The sequence below is a fragment of the Rhodococcus sovatensis genome, from assembly GCF_037327425.1.
GTDB lineage: Bacteria > Actinomycetota > Actinomycetes > Mycobacteriales > Mycobacteriaceae > Rhodococcoides > Rhodococcoides sovatense.
Genome location: NZ_CP147846.1, coordinates 2,509,993 through 2,525,113, shown reverse-complemented (window position 1 = coordinate 2,525,113; position 15,121 = coordinate 2,509,993). Strand labels below are relative to the sequence as shown.

The window sequence follows — 15,121 nt, the reverse complement described above, 5'->3', positions numbered from 1 at the left end:
TCTATTGACCTGCAGTGCTTTTCGAATTGATTTGAGGGTCGAGTAGTGGCTGATTCATGGTGTCGAATACCTGAAAGACGACTGTGGATTTCAGGTTTCTTTTGTATTCGACAGTATCTAGTGGTAGAAACGCATTCATCAGCATATTCCCTTCACTGTTAGAGGTTCGGACATGGCGCGCAAGACACTCGTCCAAATGATCGATGATGTCGACGGTTCCGTCATCAAAGATGGACAGGGAGAAACCATCGAATTCGGTATAGGCGGCACCCAGTACCGGATCGATCTGAACCTGAAGCACGCGAACGAATTGCACGAACAGCTTGCGTTCTGGATCGAGCACGCAGAAAAGGTATCTGCCCGTCGTGGGCGCAAAGCGTCGAGCGGCCAGGCCCGCGGTAAGGCGGATCTGCAGGACATCCGGACGTGGGCACGTGAGAACGGTCATGACGTGAGCGCACGTGGGCGGATCAGCCAAGAAGTGCAGTCCGCGTACGAGGCTGCTCACTGATCGATAGAACTCTTCCTGATCGGTAGCACTCTCACTGCTCCCTGGAAACATCGCGGTGCCCCGGCGCTCAGGCCGAAAAGCCTGTTTGCGACCGGGGCACAGTTGTATCCGCCGAATGCACATCGGTCCGACAAATCCGGTTTCTCGGCCAGCGCAAAGTCTCGTTTGTCCACAGGTCCATTCTTTGTGCACAGGGCAATTGTCGACCTGCTGGTTCGCGAGGTATCCACTCCGGTGACGGTGCACAGTCGGATCTGGGTTCGGCAGTCGGCGAACCGATGACCGCAGGGGGACGACGATGTCGAAGTCGAGTTCGGAATTGGGAGCGCGGGGGGAAGCGCTGGCGGCGTTGCACGTAGCCGACAGTGGGATGGAAGTAGTCGATCGTAATTGGCGGTGTAGGTACGGCGAATTGGACATCGTGGCCAGAGATGGCGACACCATGGTCTTCGTCGAAGTGAAGACCCGATCCGGCATCGGCTTCGGGACGCCTGCAGAGTCGGTGACGTATTCGAAGCAGTTGCGCATCAGGCGGTTGGCGTTGGCGTGGCTCGACGAGCGCGGTAGCCCGTGGGTTCGTATGAGATTCGACGTCGTGGCAATTCTGATGACCGGTGACGGTGATCCAGTGATCTCGCATCTGCGCGGGGCCTTCTGATGGCCCTGGGGCGCGCCTTTTCGGTTGCGGTGAGCGGTGTCGACGGTCAGGTGGTGGAGATCGAGGCCGACATCGGACGCGGACTCCCTGGGGTCCACCTGGTGGGTCTACCCGATGCGGCGCTGAACGAGTCGCGCGATCGAGTGAAAGCCGCCGTGAGCAATTCGGGCGGAAAGTGGCCCGACTCGCGGGTGATACTCGCTCTGTCGCCGGCGACACTGCCGAAGGTGGGTTCGGTCTACGACCTGGCCCTCGCGCTCTCCGTTCTGGACGCGGACAAACAGATTCCGCGTCGTGCTCTGGAGAAGACGGTATTCCTCGGAGAGTTGGCGCTCGACGGCCGGCTTCGTGGAGTGCGAGGGGTTCTGCCGGGAGTGTTGGCGGTCAAACGGGCAGGATGGCGCCGGGTTGTCGTCCCGTTGGCCACTCTGGCCGAGGCGGGTCTTGTCGATGGCATCGAGGTTCTCGGCGCGGTGTCGTTGAAAGAAGTCGTCTCCTGGCTACGTGGTGAGACTGTCCTCGATCACCCAGTGCCCGCAGTGTACGACGACGGCACTACGTACCCCGACATGAGCGAGGTCGTCGGCCAGCAGGATGCTCGATGGGCTCTCGAAGTCGCGGCGGCGGGAGCCCATCACATCATGCTGACCGGACCCCCGGGAATCGGTAAAACGATGCTTGCGCAACGGCTTCCGGGGATCCTGCCGCCATTGACCGACGAGGAGTCGCTGGAGGTGACTGCGATTCACTCCGTGGCGGGAACATTGACCGGGGATCGCCCGTTGATCTCGTCGCCGCCGTTCATCGCTCCACATCATTCGACCACAGTGAGTGCTTTGGTCGGCGGAGGCACCGGCATGGCCAAACCAGGTGCGGTCAGCCGAGCGCACAGGGGAGTGCTGTTCCTCGACGAATGTGCCGAAATGGGTGTGAAAGCGTTGGAAGCGTTGCGAACTCCCCTCGAGGACGGTGAGATCAGGATCGCGCGTAGAGATGGAGTCGCTCGCTATCCGGCACGCTTTCAGCTGATTCTCGCAGCCAATCCATGCCCGTGCGCGCCGGCCAGAAATGCCGATTGCGTGTGTGCTCCCACTGCCCGTAGGAAGTACTTGGGAAGGCTGTCAGGGCCACTGCTAGACCGGGTCGATCTGCGAATCGCCATGCAGACAGTGGCAACCGGGGCTCTGGCTGACGAGGTGGGGGAAACGACCGAGGAGGTGCGCGCAAGGGTGACCGGTGCGCGCGACGCTGCAGCAGCACGATGGGCCGAGTACGGCTGGCGTACCAACGCCGAGGTGCCCGGACCCGCGCTGAGGCAGAAGTTTCGGCTGGGGAACGAGGCGTTGCGTCCACTCGAACGGTCGTTGCGAAATGGCTCTTTGACCGCACGTGGCGCAGACCGCGCACTGCGAGTGTCGTGGACACTCACCGACTTGGCCGGTGGCGATATGCCGGGACTCGACGAGGTCGGGGCAGCTCTCGACTTTCGAGACAGGGGGATGATGTGAGCGCACACGATCCGCGCCGTCTTGCGTGGGCGTATCTGTCGCGGGTAGCCCAGGGGCCGCACCGCGCCCTTCTCGAATTCGCTGCAGCGGCGGGGCCCGAGGAAGCGCGGGCTGCTGTCATCGGAGGAGGTCTCGGCGAACGGCTCCAGGTTCGGTCTGGCATCGACACCGCAGCAGTCGATCTCGACCTCGTGGCAGCCATTGGGGGTCGGTTGGTGACTCCGGACGACGAGGAATGGCCAATGTGGAAGTTCCTGGCCTTCGACGGTGTGGGGATGCCCGTCGGGTCGGATCGATGTGCGCCCTGCGCGTTGTGGGTGCTCGGCAGCAGGCCGGTGGCCGAGCTGGTGGACCGGGCGATTTCGATTGTCGGGACTCGGGCCGCCAGCGCCTACGGCGAACACGTGACGGCAGAAATCGCCGGCGATCTGGCGGTGGACGGCTGGACGATCGTGTCGGGCGCGGCCTTCGGCATCGATGCAGCCGCCCACCGCGCAGCGCTCGGGGTTGCCGGAACGACTGTTGCGGTCCTGGCGTGTGGCGTGGACCGTGCCTATCCGTCCGGTCATTCGAGGCTCCTGCAGAGGATCGCCGGCAGTGGTGCAGTCATCAGTGAGTACAGCCCAGGGACCACGCCCGCGAAACACAGATTTCTGGCTCGCAATCGAGTCGTCGCTGCATTCGGATCCGCAGTGGTGGTGGTGGAGGCCGGATGGAGAAGCGGAGCACGAAACACTGCGGCCTGGGCGCACAAGCTCGGCAGGCCAGTCCTGGCGGTGCCTGGGCCGGTGACATCGGCGTCGTCCAAGGGGTGCCATCGAATGATCAGAGAGGGTGAAGCCCGTCTTGTCGCAGATGCACACGATGTGGTTTCGGAGGCAGGTCCCTCGGGTGAGGTGGGCGAAGGTCGGCCGTCGATGTTCCGCGACATCGACGCTCTGTCCGACAATGCCTTGCTCGTCTACGAGGCGCTACCCGCGACTGGCACGCGATCACCTCGGGAGCTGTCGGAACTGTCGTCGCTGCCGTTGACCAAGGTGCGTTCGGTACTTCCACTGCTCGAACTCGAAGGCTTCGCGGCCAGCGACGAAACGGGCTGGTTTCGTGTGGTCACGTCGTGAGCCGGATACGATGCAAGCGAACAACCCACGCTGACATTGACTTCTGGGAGCCCAGTTGGCAGCAGATGAGGGTCCGCAGCCTGCTGCAGACGGCCGCGCCGCACACCTGACAAGATGGTTCACGCTCGTGGTCTCGGTGGCGGCAATCGTCTCGGCGTCCGTTGTCGGAGTGATCACGAACAGTCGGGCAAACGACACCGCCATTGCGACGGCACGTATCAATGCCGAAAACTACGACCGGAACCAAACACGGTCTTTTCTTCGTGTGCAGCGTCAAGACGCGTACTCGAGATTCGATACCGCCGCACAGCGCATGTTCCTCACTCAAAAGGACTATCTCGACACCTTCCGAGCCGAGGGTGACCCATCGGCTCGAGCCGCGGCGGCGGATGCCGCACACAATGCACTGGTCGAGTACTACGCCGTGGTTCCACAGGTCGAGATGTTGGCTTCGCCGGAAATGTACGACTTCGTGCACGCCCTGGAGTCGTCGTTGCGAGGGTATCTCTCGTTGGTAACCGACACGATCGCCTCACTCGAAGCCAATCCTGGACAGAACGTCGACGACATTCTGTCCAGGATTCAGCGGGAGCGCTATCCCGACTCGGCCATCGATCCGAGTGATAGTGAACCGGGGTATGTATCGAGCGACTTCTTGGATATCGCTCGGAGGGATATGGGGAACACCGATGGGTTCTGAGCCGTGAGGCACACCGAGGCAGACGGGATGCCGGTAGCCTGTTTAGGTAACACTTACTAGGTGGAGAATTTCTCACTCACAGTCGTGACAGCTCGGAAAGGCTGAACTACGTGGCACGAAGCACAACAACCCTGACCGTCCTCCGCACCGAGGAACTGACGCCGCACATGCAACGGGTGTATCTCGGAGGTCCGGGATTCGGGGACTTCGAACCGGTTGAGTACACCGATTCGTACGTGAAACTGATCTTCGGTTCCGGCGACGATGAGATCAAGCGCACGTATACGGTCCGATCCGTCGATGCTGCAGCACGAGAAATCGCCATCGACTTCGTCGTCCACGGAGACGAAGGGGTCGCCGGACCGTGGGCTGCACGCGTCGAGCCGGGAGAGGAGATCAGTATGTACGGGCCGTCGGGTGCGTACTCTCCGCGACCGGATGCGGACTGGCACTTGTTCGCCGGCGACGAGTCCGCTATCCCGGCCATCGCCGCAGCAGTGGAGTCGCTTCCCGAGGATGCGATAGCCAAGGTGTTCATCGAGATCTCCGACCGGAAGGATGAGATCTACCTCGAGACCCTCGCCGTCGTGGACGTGAATTGGATTCATCGTGGAGCGCCGTCCAACGTGATCGGCGAGGACAAAGCAGGAGACAATGCGCCGTTGATCGCGGCCGTTCGCGATACGGAATGGCTGCCAGGCCAAGCTCAGGTCTTCATTCACGGCGAGGCCCAGGCCGTGATGCACAACCTTCGTGGATACATTCGAAAGGAACGAGGCGTCCCGGCGGAATGGGCGTCGATCTCGGGCTATTGGCGTCGCGGGCGGACCGAGGAGAACTTCCGCGTGTGGAAGCGCGAGCTCGCCGAAGCAGAATCGGTCTCGGGCACCTGACCGATTCATCTCCGAGGGGCAACGTCGGGCGCGTCAGGTTGCCGATGCGCGCGCCGCGGGCAAGGCTGTGTGCATGGTCGACGCGCTTCCACCCACAGTGACGGTGCATCTCGAGGATTACTCCGAGCACCTCACCCTGGGATGCGGATTCTCGGCGCACACCGTCCGTGCGTACGTGCGGGACGCGGAGTCGCTACTCCGACATCTCGCGGATGCGGATGGCTCGGCAAGCCTAGATGCGCTGGACCTACGTGTTCTCCGATCGTGGCTTGCCAAGCAGGCACGTGACGGATCCGCACGAACATCGATGGCGCGTCGAACGTCGTCGGCGCGAACTTTCACAGCGTGGCTGCAGCGGAGCGGCCGGATTGCGACGGATCCGTCGCTTCGACTGTCGGCCCCGCGAGCTCGCCGGACGTTGCCCGGGGTGCTGAAGCAGAACCAGGCGGCGGAGGCGATGTCGTGGGCCGAGCTGGGGGCGCGCGAACTCGATCCGATTGCGGTGCGGGATCGACTTGTGATGGAGATGCTCTACGCGACCGGGATACGGGTAAGCGAGCTGTGTGGCCTCGATGTCGACGACGTCGACAGCGAGAGGCGCGTCGTGCGTGTCGTCGGAAAGGGCAACAAGGAAAGGTCTGCTCCGTACGGCGATCCTGCCTCACAGGCCCTGGACGTCTGGACGACGTACGGTCGTCCGAGTTTGGTATCTGAACGTTCGGGATCGGCCTTGTTCCTGGGACGTAGAGGTGGGCGCCTCGATCCTCGGCAAGCTCGGACCGCGGTACACGACGTGCTTGCCTCGGTACCGGGTGCTCCGGACCTCGGTCCGCATGGACTTCGGCATTCCGCGGCAACTCATCTCCTCGAAGGTGGCGCCGATCTCCGTGTTGTCCAGGAATTGCTCGGGCACTCCTCGTTGGCGACAACGCAGATCTACACCCATGTCTCCGTCGACCGATTGCGCGCTGTGCACGACCGCGCACATCCCCGAGCGTGACCCGTGCCACGTGCTGATTCGCCAGTGTTTGGTAGGTTCGTTGGAAACAGACCGCTTGCGAAGAATTCTCGGCTCCACAGGGAGTGAAGTCGAAGTTCTTCGCCGAAATCCGGATACGGGGGGACCGTGGGCCGCGACCATCCGCACGGAACTTCGGCCTCGTGGTCCATCCGTGCCGAGCCTGGCTCGACTCCGCCGTCGCGTCCGAACACCACGCCTGTCGAACCTGTCAGGAACACCGGAGGGTCGATGAACGGTGACCGTCAGTCTCCGCCATGGCAAACCCCGCGGGGATCGGACCGCCAGCCCCCGCCGCGGTACACGCCCCCTGCAGAGCCAGGTCCACCGCCACAGGTGCAAGAGTGGACACCGCCGTGGGCGAGCGGCCCCGCGCAGCAACACTCGAACGACCCTCGCTACCAGCCGACAAGTCAGGATCTCGCACCCGACAGTTTGCTACGGCGGCCAAAACGCGCATCGACGTCGGGGTGGCGTCGTGGCGTGCACCGGCTCACCGGGGGAGTCATCAATCCAGGTGAGTCGACGGCGGAGGAACGGTATCGCAATCAGGTCGAGCGGATTCGTCAGCCGGTCCTCGGTGACTACCGGATAGCGTTCTTGTCACTCAAGGGCGGAGTAGGCAAGACCACGACGACCCTTGGGCTCGGTTCGACCTTCGCATCGCTCCGCGGTGACTGCGTCATCGCCGTCGACGCGAACCCGGATTTCGGCACGCTGGGTGAGCGGGTCCCGAATCAGACCTCGTCCACTGTCCGCGACTTGCTGGCTGACGCCGACAACATTCGCCGATACTCCGATATCAGAGCGCATACCTCGCAGGCGCCTAGCCGGCTGGAAGTGCTTGCCGGTGAGCGGGATCCGGCGGCATCGGAAATGTTCGGCGAGCAAGACTATCGCTCGGTCATCGAAATGTTGCAGGTCTACTACAACTTGATTTTGACCGACTGTGGCACCGGCATCATGCACTCGGCGATGAACGGTGTGCTGCAGTTGGCCAATGCACTGGTACTCGTCTCGTCTCCCGCGGTGGACGGCGCGCGGAGTGCGGCAGCAACTCTGGACTGGCTGCAACTGCACGGTTACGGACACCTGGTCGAGCGAACGGTGGTCGTCATCAGCTCCGTCCGTCCGGGATCGTCGGCAGTCGACATGAATCTGTTGACACAGCACTTCCTCGAGCGCTGCCGGGCCGTGCTCGTCGTGCCTTTCGACGAGCACTTGGCGGAAGGCGCCATCGTGGATCTCGAACTGCTGCGGCCGCAGACGAGGGCAGCGTTCGTCGAGCTCGCTGCCATGGTCGCCGACGATTTCCCGGCAGCTTCGGGGCGACACTCCGGGTCGAACTGGCGGTAGGTCAGCTGGGCGTCAGCGGCTTGAGCCGAATCGGCGTGGTCCGCATCAACGCCAAGGGGTCGAGATAGGTTCGGTCGCGCCGCACTCCCCAGTGCAAGCATGGCGTGACACATCCGGCGTGACCTGAAGCCAGCGTGCCTATGACGTCGCCTCCTCTGACTCGAGAGCCCGGCGTGACCGAACTGACGACAGGTTCGTACGTGGTGCGTAGCCCGCTCGGATGGTCCACGGAGACAACTGGTTTGGTAGCGACGATACCGGCGAAGACCACGACGCCGTCGCCTGCGGCTCGAACACTCTGGCCTTCGCGGCCGGCCAGGTCCACTCCTCGGTGCCCGGGCAACCACTCGCGCTCGGGTGGGTCGAAAGGTCGTACGACGAGCGGTCTCGGTTCGAGCGGCCATACGAACGGCGTCGCCTGGGCGTGGGACGGGGGCGCGAACAGAATCGCAACGGTGAGCACCGTGAACAGGCGAGCGACGACAAATCTCATCGTCTCAGCATCCCCGCGAAGTATCCGAGTTCGTCCGCGAAATACCGATCTGTGGACAGAGATCGGATTCATCCACAGGTGGTCCGAGGTCTTGACGGATGGGCCTGGTTATGTGCTGGGGAAACAACGACGTACACTGTGTGAGCGACCTGTGCCTGCACAGGTCGACTTCGCGCGTCCGCGTATCTGTGTGCCCGTCATTCGACGGTACCGCACTGAAACCGGTTGTCGGCGGTCCCATGTCCAGCTCGTATGGGTCCGGCAACCAGCGGACGCCAGGGCAGGGGTCATACGACACTCTGCGTCAACCGGCAATCGAAAGCGAGTTATTCAGCCATGGCTGTAGTAACCATGAAGCAGCTGCTCGACAGCGGCACCCACTTCGGACACCAGACTCGTCGCTGGAACCCGAAGATGAAGCGGTTCATCTTCACCGACCGCAACGGCATCTACATCATCGACTTGCAGCAGACTCTGACCTTCATCGACAAGGCATACGAGTTCGTCAAGGAGACCGTCGCCCACGGTGGCACGGTTCTGTTCGTCGGTACCAAGAAGCAGGCGCAGGAGTCCATCGCCGCTGAGGCAACTCGCGTAGGCATGCCCTACGTGAACCAGCGCTGGCTCGGTGGCATGCTCACCAACTTCCAGACGGTCCACAAGCGTCTGCTTCGCCTCAAGGAGCTCGAGGCAATGGAGCAGACCGGTGGCTTCGAGGGACGCACCAAGAAGGAAATCCTCATGCTCACGCGTGAGATGACCAAGCTGGACCGCACCCTCGGTGGTATCCGGGACATGGCCAAGGTTCCCTCGGCCATCTGGATCGTCGACACGAACAAAGAGCACATCGCCGTCGGCGAAGCTCGCAAGCTGAAGATTCCGGTCATCGCGATCCTCGACACCAACTGCGACCCCGACGTCGTCGACTACCCGATCCCGGGTAACGACGATGCAATCCGTTCGGCCGCACTTCTGACGAAGGTTGTCGCATCGGCCGTCGCCGAGGGTGTCCAGGCTCGTGCGGGCCTCAATACTGCATCCGACGCCAAGCCTGAGGTCGGCGCAGGCGAGCCGCTCGCCGAGTGGGAGCTGGAACAGCTTGCACAGGCGTCGCCCGCTGCCGAGGCCACCACGGAAGCAGCAGCCGAGGCTCCCGCAGCAGAGGCTCCCGCTGCAGACGAAGCACCCGCCGCGGAAGCACCAGCAACGCAGGCTTGATTCAAGGGGGTCCCGACCGGAGTGAAACGATCCGGTCGGGACCTTTCTGCGGCACCGACCTTTTTGCATGCTTTGCCCACCCACAGCATTTTCAGGAGGCTCGCACACCATGGCGAACTACACCGCCGCTGACGTCAAGCGGCTCCGGGAGCTCACCGGCTCCGGAATGATGGACTGCAAGAACGCACTCGCCGAATCCGACGGCGACTTCGACAAGGCCGTCGAGCAGCTTCGTATCAAGGGCGCCAAGGACGTCGGCAAGCGCGCCGAGCGGTCCACCGCCGAAGGCCTCGTCGTCGCCAAGGGCGGCGTTCTGGTCGAAATCAACTCCGAGACCGACTTCGTGGCCAAGAACGAAGAATTTCAGACTTTTGCCGACTCGGTCGCTGCGGTTGCAGCCGAGGGCAAGCCTGCCGACGTCGACGCTCTCAAGGCGCTGGACCTGAACGGCAAGACTGTCGACACTGCACTGCAGGAGCTGTCGGCGAAGATCGGCGAGAAGCTCGAGATTCGTCGTGTCGTGTCCTTCGACGGACCCGTCGCCACGTACTTGCACAAGCGCAGCGCAGACCTTCCGCCCGCTGTCGGCGTGCTCGTCGAGTACACCGGTGACGGCGAAGCGGCTGCAGAGGCCGCTCGTGGCGCAGCGATGCAGGTTGCAGCACTGAAGGCCAAGTACGTCACTCGTGACGAGGTTCCCGAGGATGTCGTCGCTTCCGAGCGTCGAATCGCCGAGGAAACTGCTCGCGAAGAAGGCAAGCCCGAACAGGCGCTGCCGAAGATCATCGAAGGCCGCGTAAACGGCTTTTTCAAGGATGTCGTGCTGACCGAGCAGTCGTCGGTGCAGGACTCCAAGAAGACCGTCAAGGCGATTCTGGACGAAGCAGGCGTGAAGCTGACACGTTTCGCTCGCTTCGAGGTCGGCGCGAGCTGATCGCCCGATACTGACTGGCTTCATCAGATGCCGCCCGTCCGACGCGAGTCGAACGGGCGGCATCTTGCATGTCGCAGGCGGTGTCGTCTGCGACACCGCCGATAAGGCAGGATAAGGGTACGGGTGCTTCAGCGCGCCCATTTATCGTGCGCATTCGAGACGGCGAGAACCGAGGAGAGCAATGACCGATCCCGCCACCGACCGCCCCGGGTTCAAGCGAGTGATGCTCAAGCTGGGTGGTGAGATGTTCGGAGGAGGCCAGGTCGGCCTCGATCCTGATGTCGTCAACAACGTGGCCGAGCAGATCGCCGAGGTCGTGTCCACCGGTGTTCAGGTGGCCGTGGTCATCGGCGGCGGCAACTTCTTTCGTGGCGCAGAACTGCAACAGCGAGGCATGGACCGGTCACGGTCCGACTACATGGGCATGCTCGGAACGGTCATGAACTGCCTCGCCTTGCAAGACTTCCTGGAAAAGCAGGGCGTCGCGACACGTGTGCAGACAGCCATCACCATGGGGCAGGTCGCCGAGCCGTATCTCCCGCTGCGTGCGCGTCGACACTTGGAGAAGGGGCGCGTCGTCATCTTCGGCGCAGGCATGGGAATGCCGTACTTCTCCACCGACACCACCGCCGCTCAGCGTGCGCTCGAGATCGGGGCAGAGGTGCTGCTCATGGCGAAGGCAGTCGACGGCGTGTACTCGGCCGATCCCAGGGAAGATCCCAACGCGACCATGTACGACACCATTACCCACCGGCAGGTGATCGAGAAGGGCCTGAAGGTCGCCGATGCAACGGCATTCAGCCTCTGCATGGACAATCAGATGCCGATCATGGTGTTCAACCTGTTGACCCAGGGGAACATTGCTCGCGCAGTCGCAGGGCAGAGCATCGGAACCTTGGTTACGTCGTGAGCATGACGAAGAAACGAACGAGGACACGCCGGTGACACCGGCACGGACGATGGAGGACAGATCGTGATCGACGAAGCGCTCTTCGACGCAGAAGAAAAGATGGAGAAGGCGGTCACCGTCGCACGCGACGATCTGTCCTCCATTCGAACGGGTCGAGCGAATCCCGGCATGTTCAACCGCATCGTCGTCGAGTACTACGGTGCTCTCACCCCGATTACCCAGCTCGCGAGCATCAACGTTCCCGAAGCTCGCCTCGTCGTCATCAAGCCGTACGAGGCATCACAACTGGGCCCTATCGAAACTGCGATTCGTAATTCCGATCTGGGCGTCAACCCGACCAACGACGGCAACCTGATTCGTATCGGCGTGCCTCAGTTGACGGAGGAGCGACGTCGTGAGTTCGTGAAGCAGGCCAAGGGCAAGGGTGAGGACGCGAAAGTGTCCATCCGCAACGTCCGTCGTAAGACGATGGAAGAACTCAAGCGGATCCAGAAGGACGGCGAGGCGGGCGAGGACGAGGTGGTGCGAGCCGAGAACGAGCTCGACAAGACCACAGCGAAGTACACGGCGTCTGTCGACGAGCTCGTCAAGCGCAAGGAAGCCGACTTGATGGAGGTCTGATCCTCCCGCAGAACCGAGTATGAACATGAAGCAAGGAGACAGCGTCGTGGTGGGTTCGGAACGACCATTGGGGTCTGCCGCACCCGACCCATCGGCGCCCGACGGGTCGGCGACCACAAAGTCACAGGGGAAGGCCGGGCGCAATTTGCCTGCAGCGATCGCTGTGGGTGCCGGCCTCGGAATTTCGCTCATCCTCATCATGGTGTTCGCGCCGCTGGTGTGGATCGGTGTGGTCGCGCTCGCGCTCGCTGTGGCGACGTACGAGGTATCGAAACGGCTCCGCGAGGCAGGGGTGCTCGTCCCTCGCATCCCGTTGATCGTCGGCGGGCAGGCAATCATCTGGTCCGGGTGGCCGTGGGGAACCACAGGTGTCTTGAGTGCCACTGCAGGAACGGTTCTGGTCTGTATGGTGTGGCTGCTGCTGCACCAGGGCCTCGGGTCGGCACCGAAGAACTATCTCCGCGAACTGGCCGTCACGATCATGGTCGCGTGCTGGCTGCCCCTACTCGCGTCGTTCGCTGTTCTTATGGTTCTCGACGACAATGGAGCGGGCAGGGTCCTCGTCTTCCTGATTGCGGTCGTGTGTTCCGACGTAGGTGGATATGTCGCCGGTGTGTTGTTCGGAAAGCACCCGATGGCGCCCGCGATCAGTCCGAAGAAGTCCTGGGAGGGGCTCGCCGGGTCATTGCTGTTCTGCGTCATCGGGTGCCTGCTGACGGTCACCTTGATCCTCGAAGCGAACTCGCTGATCGGCGTTCTTCTCGGTGTCGTTCTCGTCGTGACCGGAACCCTTGGTGATCTCATCGAATCTCAGGTCAAGCGCGATCTGCGTATCAAAGACATGGGGACGTTGCTTCCCGGTCACGGCGGCATCATGGACCGCCTCGACTCGCTCTTGCCGTCGGCGTTCGTCGCCTGGTTGGTCTTCGCAATTCTGCTGTGAGCGACCCCCACACAATCCCGAGTCCGAACATCTGGCACTGGCCACGGGTGTACGAGGCCGAGAATCGCGCGCAGGATCCCGACGGTCGGATTGCACGTGTTCTACGAACAATCGCTCCGTTGCAGAACAAGACCATCGTCGACGTGGGCTGTGGCACAGGCTTTCATCTGCCGCAGTTTGCCGTGGAAGCCGAGCGGGTGATCGGCGTCGAACCGCACGATCCACTGCGGCGGGACGCACTCCGGCGGGTCGCCGAACTCGACACTGTCGAAGTCCTGGCAGGGCACGCCGAGTCGTTGCCACTGCCGGACGAGTCGGTCGACGTAGTCCACGCGAGGACCGCGTACTTCTTCGGTGTCGGGTGCGGGCCCGGGATCACCGAGGCGATGCGCGTGCTTCGACCAGGAGGCAGCTTGATCGTGGTGGATCTGGACGTATCCGCGTCCCCGTACGGAGACTGGATGCGATCGGACCTTCCGAAGTACAACTGCGAGGCTGTGGAGTCGTTCTTCGAAGCACAGGGCTTCGATCTCGAGCGCGTCGATACCCGGTGGAGCTTCCCGGACCGCCTGACACTGCGCTCGGTGTTGGGCATCGAGTTCACCGAACGCACAGCGGCCAGGGCTGCGCGGAGCATCCCTGGCCTCGACATCGACGTGCGGTACCGAGTCCACTGGCGTCGCAAGCCGCGGGGACTCGAACTCGCTTGACCTAGTCTGCGTGAATCCCGAACACTTCGGCCGCTTCGCGGATTTTCAGAGCCTTCGCCAGTCGGGGGAGGTCACTGCCGTCCTTGACGTGTGCACCGTCTGCGCCCAATGCGTCGACGACCTCGTCGGCCCAGGTCACATCACTCGGAGCGGGGGCGAGTTCACGGTTGACGGTCGGGGCCTGTTCGGAGTGCATGCACAATTTGCCCGTCATCCCCATCGACAGTGTCAACGCCGAGTCACGAGCAAGGATGCTCTCGTTCGCGGTGAGGGTCGGTCCGTCGATGGGACCGGGCAAACGGGCTGCTCGTGATGACACGACCAGACGTGAACGCGGATATGCCATCGCGAGAGGCTCGTCGCTCATGCCGGTATCACGACGGAAGTCGCCGCTGCCGAAGGCGAGACGGAACGTCGAGTCCGCGCGAGCGATTTCCGGCGCCGCTTCGAGCCCAACAGCAGATTCGACGAGAGCGAGAATGCGGGTACCGGGCGCGAGGCGTGCCGCGGTGGCTTCTACCTGGCTTCCGCTTTCGGTCTTGGCCAGCATGACCCCGGCGAGGCCATGTAACCCCGACAATGCCGCGAGATCGTCGGCCCAGAAACTGGTGGTTGCGTCGTTGATGCGAACCCATGCCGAATTTCCGGCTTCGAGCCATGCCACGACCGCGTCGCGAGCGGCGGGCTTGGCTTTGGGCGCGACTGCGTCCTCGATGTCGAGGATCACGGCGTCGACCTCGGATTCGATGGCGGCAGTGAATGTGTCCGGCTTGCTTGCCGGAACCAACAGCCACGAGCGTGCGCGCTCGGGCGCCACGCCGGATGTCACTGGGGTTTCCATGAAAGTGGTCACGTCAGACTCCTAGCGGTGATATCGGGCACGCACCAAGCATTATCGATTCAGTTCGATGATGCCAGCTTGTGTGCATACTGTTCACTCGGGTCGGTGTCTACTTTCGCTTTGCGGCGCGTCGGATCTGCAGGATCCGCACTCCGCCCGCAAGAGCCATGACGAGGGCACCCGCGATAGCCGCGAGTAGCATCCCGACTCCGAGTGGCAGCTCGAAGGTCCACACGAAGATGCTGACTGGGACAGAGTCCAGGTTCTGGAGAATGAAGATCAACAGAATGATCAGCACGATCGCGCCGACGACCAATCCCGTCCAGGTCGCAGCAGCCTTGGTATGGGCGATGCCGTCCGGTGACTTCCCTGCCGGACGCCTGGTGTCGCGTACTGCCTCGGGATCCGGCGCGCTGTGATCGCCGGAATCGGGTGTCGTGATCGCGGACGGTGCAGAATCCTCGTACGTCGCGGGAACCCCGGTGGGATCGGCGAACGAGCCGTCGTGCTTGTCGCCTGTTGGTGTTGACATCGTCTGATCCTTTCGCACGCGAGTCTCGGATGCACGCGTATACGTTGTCGATTCGGTTACCCTTCCGATTCGAACTGGAAACAGCAGTGCGGCCGAGACCGGAAGGTTGCTGAAATAGGAGAGATCGCTCGGTAGTGGGACACTGGAAGCACTA

17 protein-coding genes are annotated in these 15,121 nt (G+C 62.6%); 14 read left to right on the top strand and 3 right to left on the bottom strand.

Going from position 1 to position 15,121, the window contains the following annotated elements; translation table 11 throughout:
- Nucleotides 1–172 precede the first annotated feature (172 nt).
- The 8 genes from WDS16_RS11790 (at nucleotide 173) to WDS16_RS11755 (ending at nucleotide 7,765) form a co-directional block, all read left to right on the top strand.
- Nucleotides 173–511, top strand: a complete 339-nt coding sequence (locus WDS16_RS11790; protein WP_338892832.1) for an Lsr2 family protein — start codon at nucleotides 173–175, stop codon at nucleotides 509–511.
- 298 nt (nucleotides 512–809) lie between these two features.
- Nucleotides 810–1,169 carry a YraN family protein gene (locus WDS16_RS11785; protein WP_338892831.1) on the top strand — a complete coding sequence of 120 codons (360 nt, stop codon included), beginning with the start codon at nucleotides 810–812 and terminating at the stop codon, nucleotides 1,167–1,169.
- Complete coding sequence (locus WDS16_RS11780; protein ID WP_338892830.1) at nucleotides 1,169–2,677, top strand: YifB family Mg chelatase-like AAA ATPase; 1,509 nt, start codon at nucleotides 1,169–1,171, stop codon at nucleotides 2,675–2,677. Before WDS16_RS11785 ends, WDS16_RS11780 begins: the two co-directional genes overlap by 1 nt.
- Nucleotides 2,674–3,798, top strand: coding sequence for a DNA-processing protein DprA (dprA, locus tag WDS16_RS11775; RefSeq protein ID WP_338892829.1), 1,125 nt, complete (start codon nucleotides 2,674–2,676; stop codon nucleotides 3,796–3,798). Before WDS16_RS11780 ends, dprA begins: the two co-directional genes overlap by 4 nt.
- A 55-nt stretch (nucleotides 3,799–3,853) precedes the next feature.
- Nucleotides 3,854–4,498 (top strand): hypothetical protein, encoded by a 645-nt coding sequence (locus tag WDS16_RS11770; RefSeq protein ID WP_338892828.1) that lies wholly within the window; start codon nucleotides 3,854–3,856, stop codon nucleotides 4,496–4,498.
- Between the two features lie 110 nt (nucleotides 4,499–4,608).
- Entirely contained in the window at nucleotides 4,609–5,391 is a 783-nt protein-coding gene (locus WDS16_RS11765) for a siderophore-interacting protein (RefSeq protein ID WP_338892827.1), read from the top strand.
- Nucleotides 5,392–5,464: 73 nt separating this feature from the next.
- Nucleotides 5,465–6,391 (top strand): tyrosine recombinase XerC, encoded by a 927-nt coding sequence (locus WDS16_RS11760; RefSeq protein WP_338892826.1) that lies wholly within the window; start codon nucleotides 5,465–5,467, stop codon nucleotides 6,389–6,391.
- Between the two features lie 126 nt (nucleotides 6,392–6,517).
- A complete protein-coding gene (locus tag WDS16_RS11755; protein WP_338892825.1) occupies nucleotides 6,518–7,765 on the top strand; it encodes a MinD/ParA family protein in 1,248 nt (415 codons plus the stop codon).
- Nucleotide 7,766: 1 nt separating this feature from the next.
- Here WDS16_RS11755 and WDS16_RS11750 read toward each other — a convergent pair whose 3' ends face one another.
- The gene (locus tag WDS16_RS11750; RefSeq protein WP_338892824.1) at nucleotides 7,767–8,258 is read right to left on the bottom strand and encodes a M23 family metallopeptidase; all 492 of its coding nucleotides are present in this window, start codon (nucleotides 8,256–8,258) and stop codon (nucleotides 7,767–7,769) included.
- 336 nt (nucleotides 8,259–8,594) lie between these two features.
- Between WDS16_RS11750 and rpsB the strand changes: the two genes are divergently transcribed.
- The 6 genes from rpsB to WDS16_RS11720 all read left to right on the top strand — a co-directional run bounded on the left by rpsB (nucleotide 8,595) and on the right by WDS16_RS11720 (nucleotide 13,594).
- The gene (gene rpsB, locus WDS16_RS11745) at nucleotides 8,595–9,476 is read left to right on the top strand and encodes a 30S ribosomal protein S2 (protein WP_338892822.1); all 882 of its coding nucleotides are present in this window, start codon (nucleotides 8,595–8,597) and stop codon (nucleotides 9,474–9,476) included.
- Between the two features lie 109 nt (nucleotides 9,477–9,585).
- The gene (gene tsf / locus WDS16_RS11740; RefSeq protein ID WP_068375481.1) at nucleotides 9,586–10,410 is read left to right on the top strand and encodes a translation elongation factor Ts; all 825 of its coding nucleotides are present in this window, start codon (nucleotides 9,586–9,588) and stop codon (nucleotides 10,408–10,410) included.
- 181 nt (nucleotides 10,411–10,591) lie between these two features.
- Nucleotides 10,592–11,320, top strand: coding sequence for a UMP kinase (gene pyrH, locus WDS16_RS11735; protein ID WP_338892821.1), 729 nt, complete (start codon nucleotides 10,592–10,594; stop codon nucleotides 11,318–11,320).
- A gap of 63 nt (nucleotides 11,321–11,383) precedes the next feature.
- The gene (gene frr / locus WDS16_RS11730; protein WP_068375486.1) at nucleotides 11,384–11,941 is read left to right on the top strand and encodes a ribosome recycling factor; all 558 of its coding nucleotides are present in this window, start codon (nucleotides 11,384–11,386) and stop codon (nucleotides 11,939–11,941) included.
- Between the two features lie 19 nt (nucleotides 11,942–11,960).
- Nucleotides 11,961–12,884, top strand: coding sequence for a phosphatidate cytidylyltransferase (locus WDS16_RS11725; RefSeq protein ID WP_338892820.1), 924 nt, complete (start codon nucleotides 11,961–11,963; stop codon nucleotides 12,882–12,884).
- Nucleotides 12,881–13,594, top strand: coding sequence for a class I SAM-dependent methyltransferase (locus tag WDS16_RS11720; RefSeq protein ID WP_338892819.1), 714 nt, complete (start codon nucleotides 12,881–12,883; stop codon nucleotides 13,592–13,594). Before WDS16_RS11725 ends, WDS16_RS11720 begins: the two co-directional genes overlap by 4 nt.
- 1 nt (nucleotide 13,595) lies before the next feature.
- On the opposite strand, the gene WDS16_RS11715 is transcribed toward WDS16_RS11720, so the two are convergent.
- Together WDS16_RS11715 and WDS16_RS11710 are read right to left on the bottom strand one after the other, a co-directional pair.
- A complete protein-coding gene (locus tag WDS16_RS11715) occupies nucleotides 13,596–14,447 on the bottom strand; it encodes an HpcH/HpaI aldolase/citrate lyase family protein (protein WP_422395784.1) in 852 nt (283 codons plus the stop codon).
- A gap of 97 nt (nucleotides 14,448–14,544) precedes the next feature.
- The gene (locus tag WDS16_RS11710) at nucleotides 14,545–14,967 is read right to left on the bottom strand and encodes a LapA family protein (RefSeq protein ID WP_338892818.1); all 423 of its coding nucleotides are present in this window, start codon (nucleotides 14,965–14,967) and stop codon (nucleotides 14,545–14,547) included.
- Nucleotides 14,968–15,121 lie beyond the last annotated feature (154 nt).

Bases quoted from the DNA above. Each gene is read 5' to 3' on its own strand.
- WDS16_RS11785 (WP_338892831.1), top strand. From the start codon at position 810: ATGTCGAAGTCGAGTTCGGAATTGGGAGCGCGGGGGGAAGCGCTGGCG.
- pyrH (WP_338892821.1), top strand. From the start codon at position 10,592: ATGACCGATCCCGCCACCGACCGCCCCGGGTTCAAGCGAGTGATGCTC.
- tsf (WP_068375481.1), top strand. From the start codon at position 9,586: ATGGCGAACTACACCGCCGCTGACGTCAAGCGGCTCCGGGAGCTCACC.
- WDS16_RS11760 (WP_338892826.1), top strand. From the start codon at position 5,465: ATGGTCGACGCGCTTCCACCCACAGTGACGGTGCATCTCGAGGATTAC.
- rpsB (WP_338892822.1), top strand. From the start codon at position 8,595: ATGGCTGTAGTAACCATGAAGCAGCTGCTCGACAGCGGCACCCACTTC.
- WDS16_RS11790 (WP_338892832.1), top strand. From the start codon at position 173: ATGGCGCGCAAGACACTCGTCCAAATGATCGATGATGTCGACGGTTCC.
- WDS16_RS11750 (WP_338892824.1), bottom strand. From the start codon at position 8,258: ATGAGATTTGTCGTCGCTCGCCTGTTCACGGTGCTCACCGTTGCGATT.
- WDS16_RS11710 (WP_338892818.1), bottom strand. From the start codon at position 14,967: ATGTCAACACCAACAGGCGACAAGCACGACGGCTCGTTCGCCGATCCC.
- WDS16_RS11725 (WP_338892820.1), top strand. From the start codon at position 11,961: ATGAACATGAAGCAAGGAGACAGCGTCGTGGTGGGTTCGGAACGACCA.
- WDS16_RS11780 (WP_338892830.1), top strand. From the start codon at position 1,169: ATGGCCCTGGGGCGCGCCTTTTCGGTTGCGGTGAGCGGTGTCGACGGT.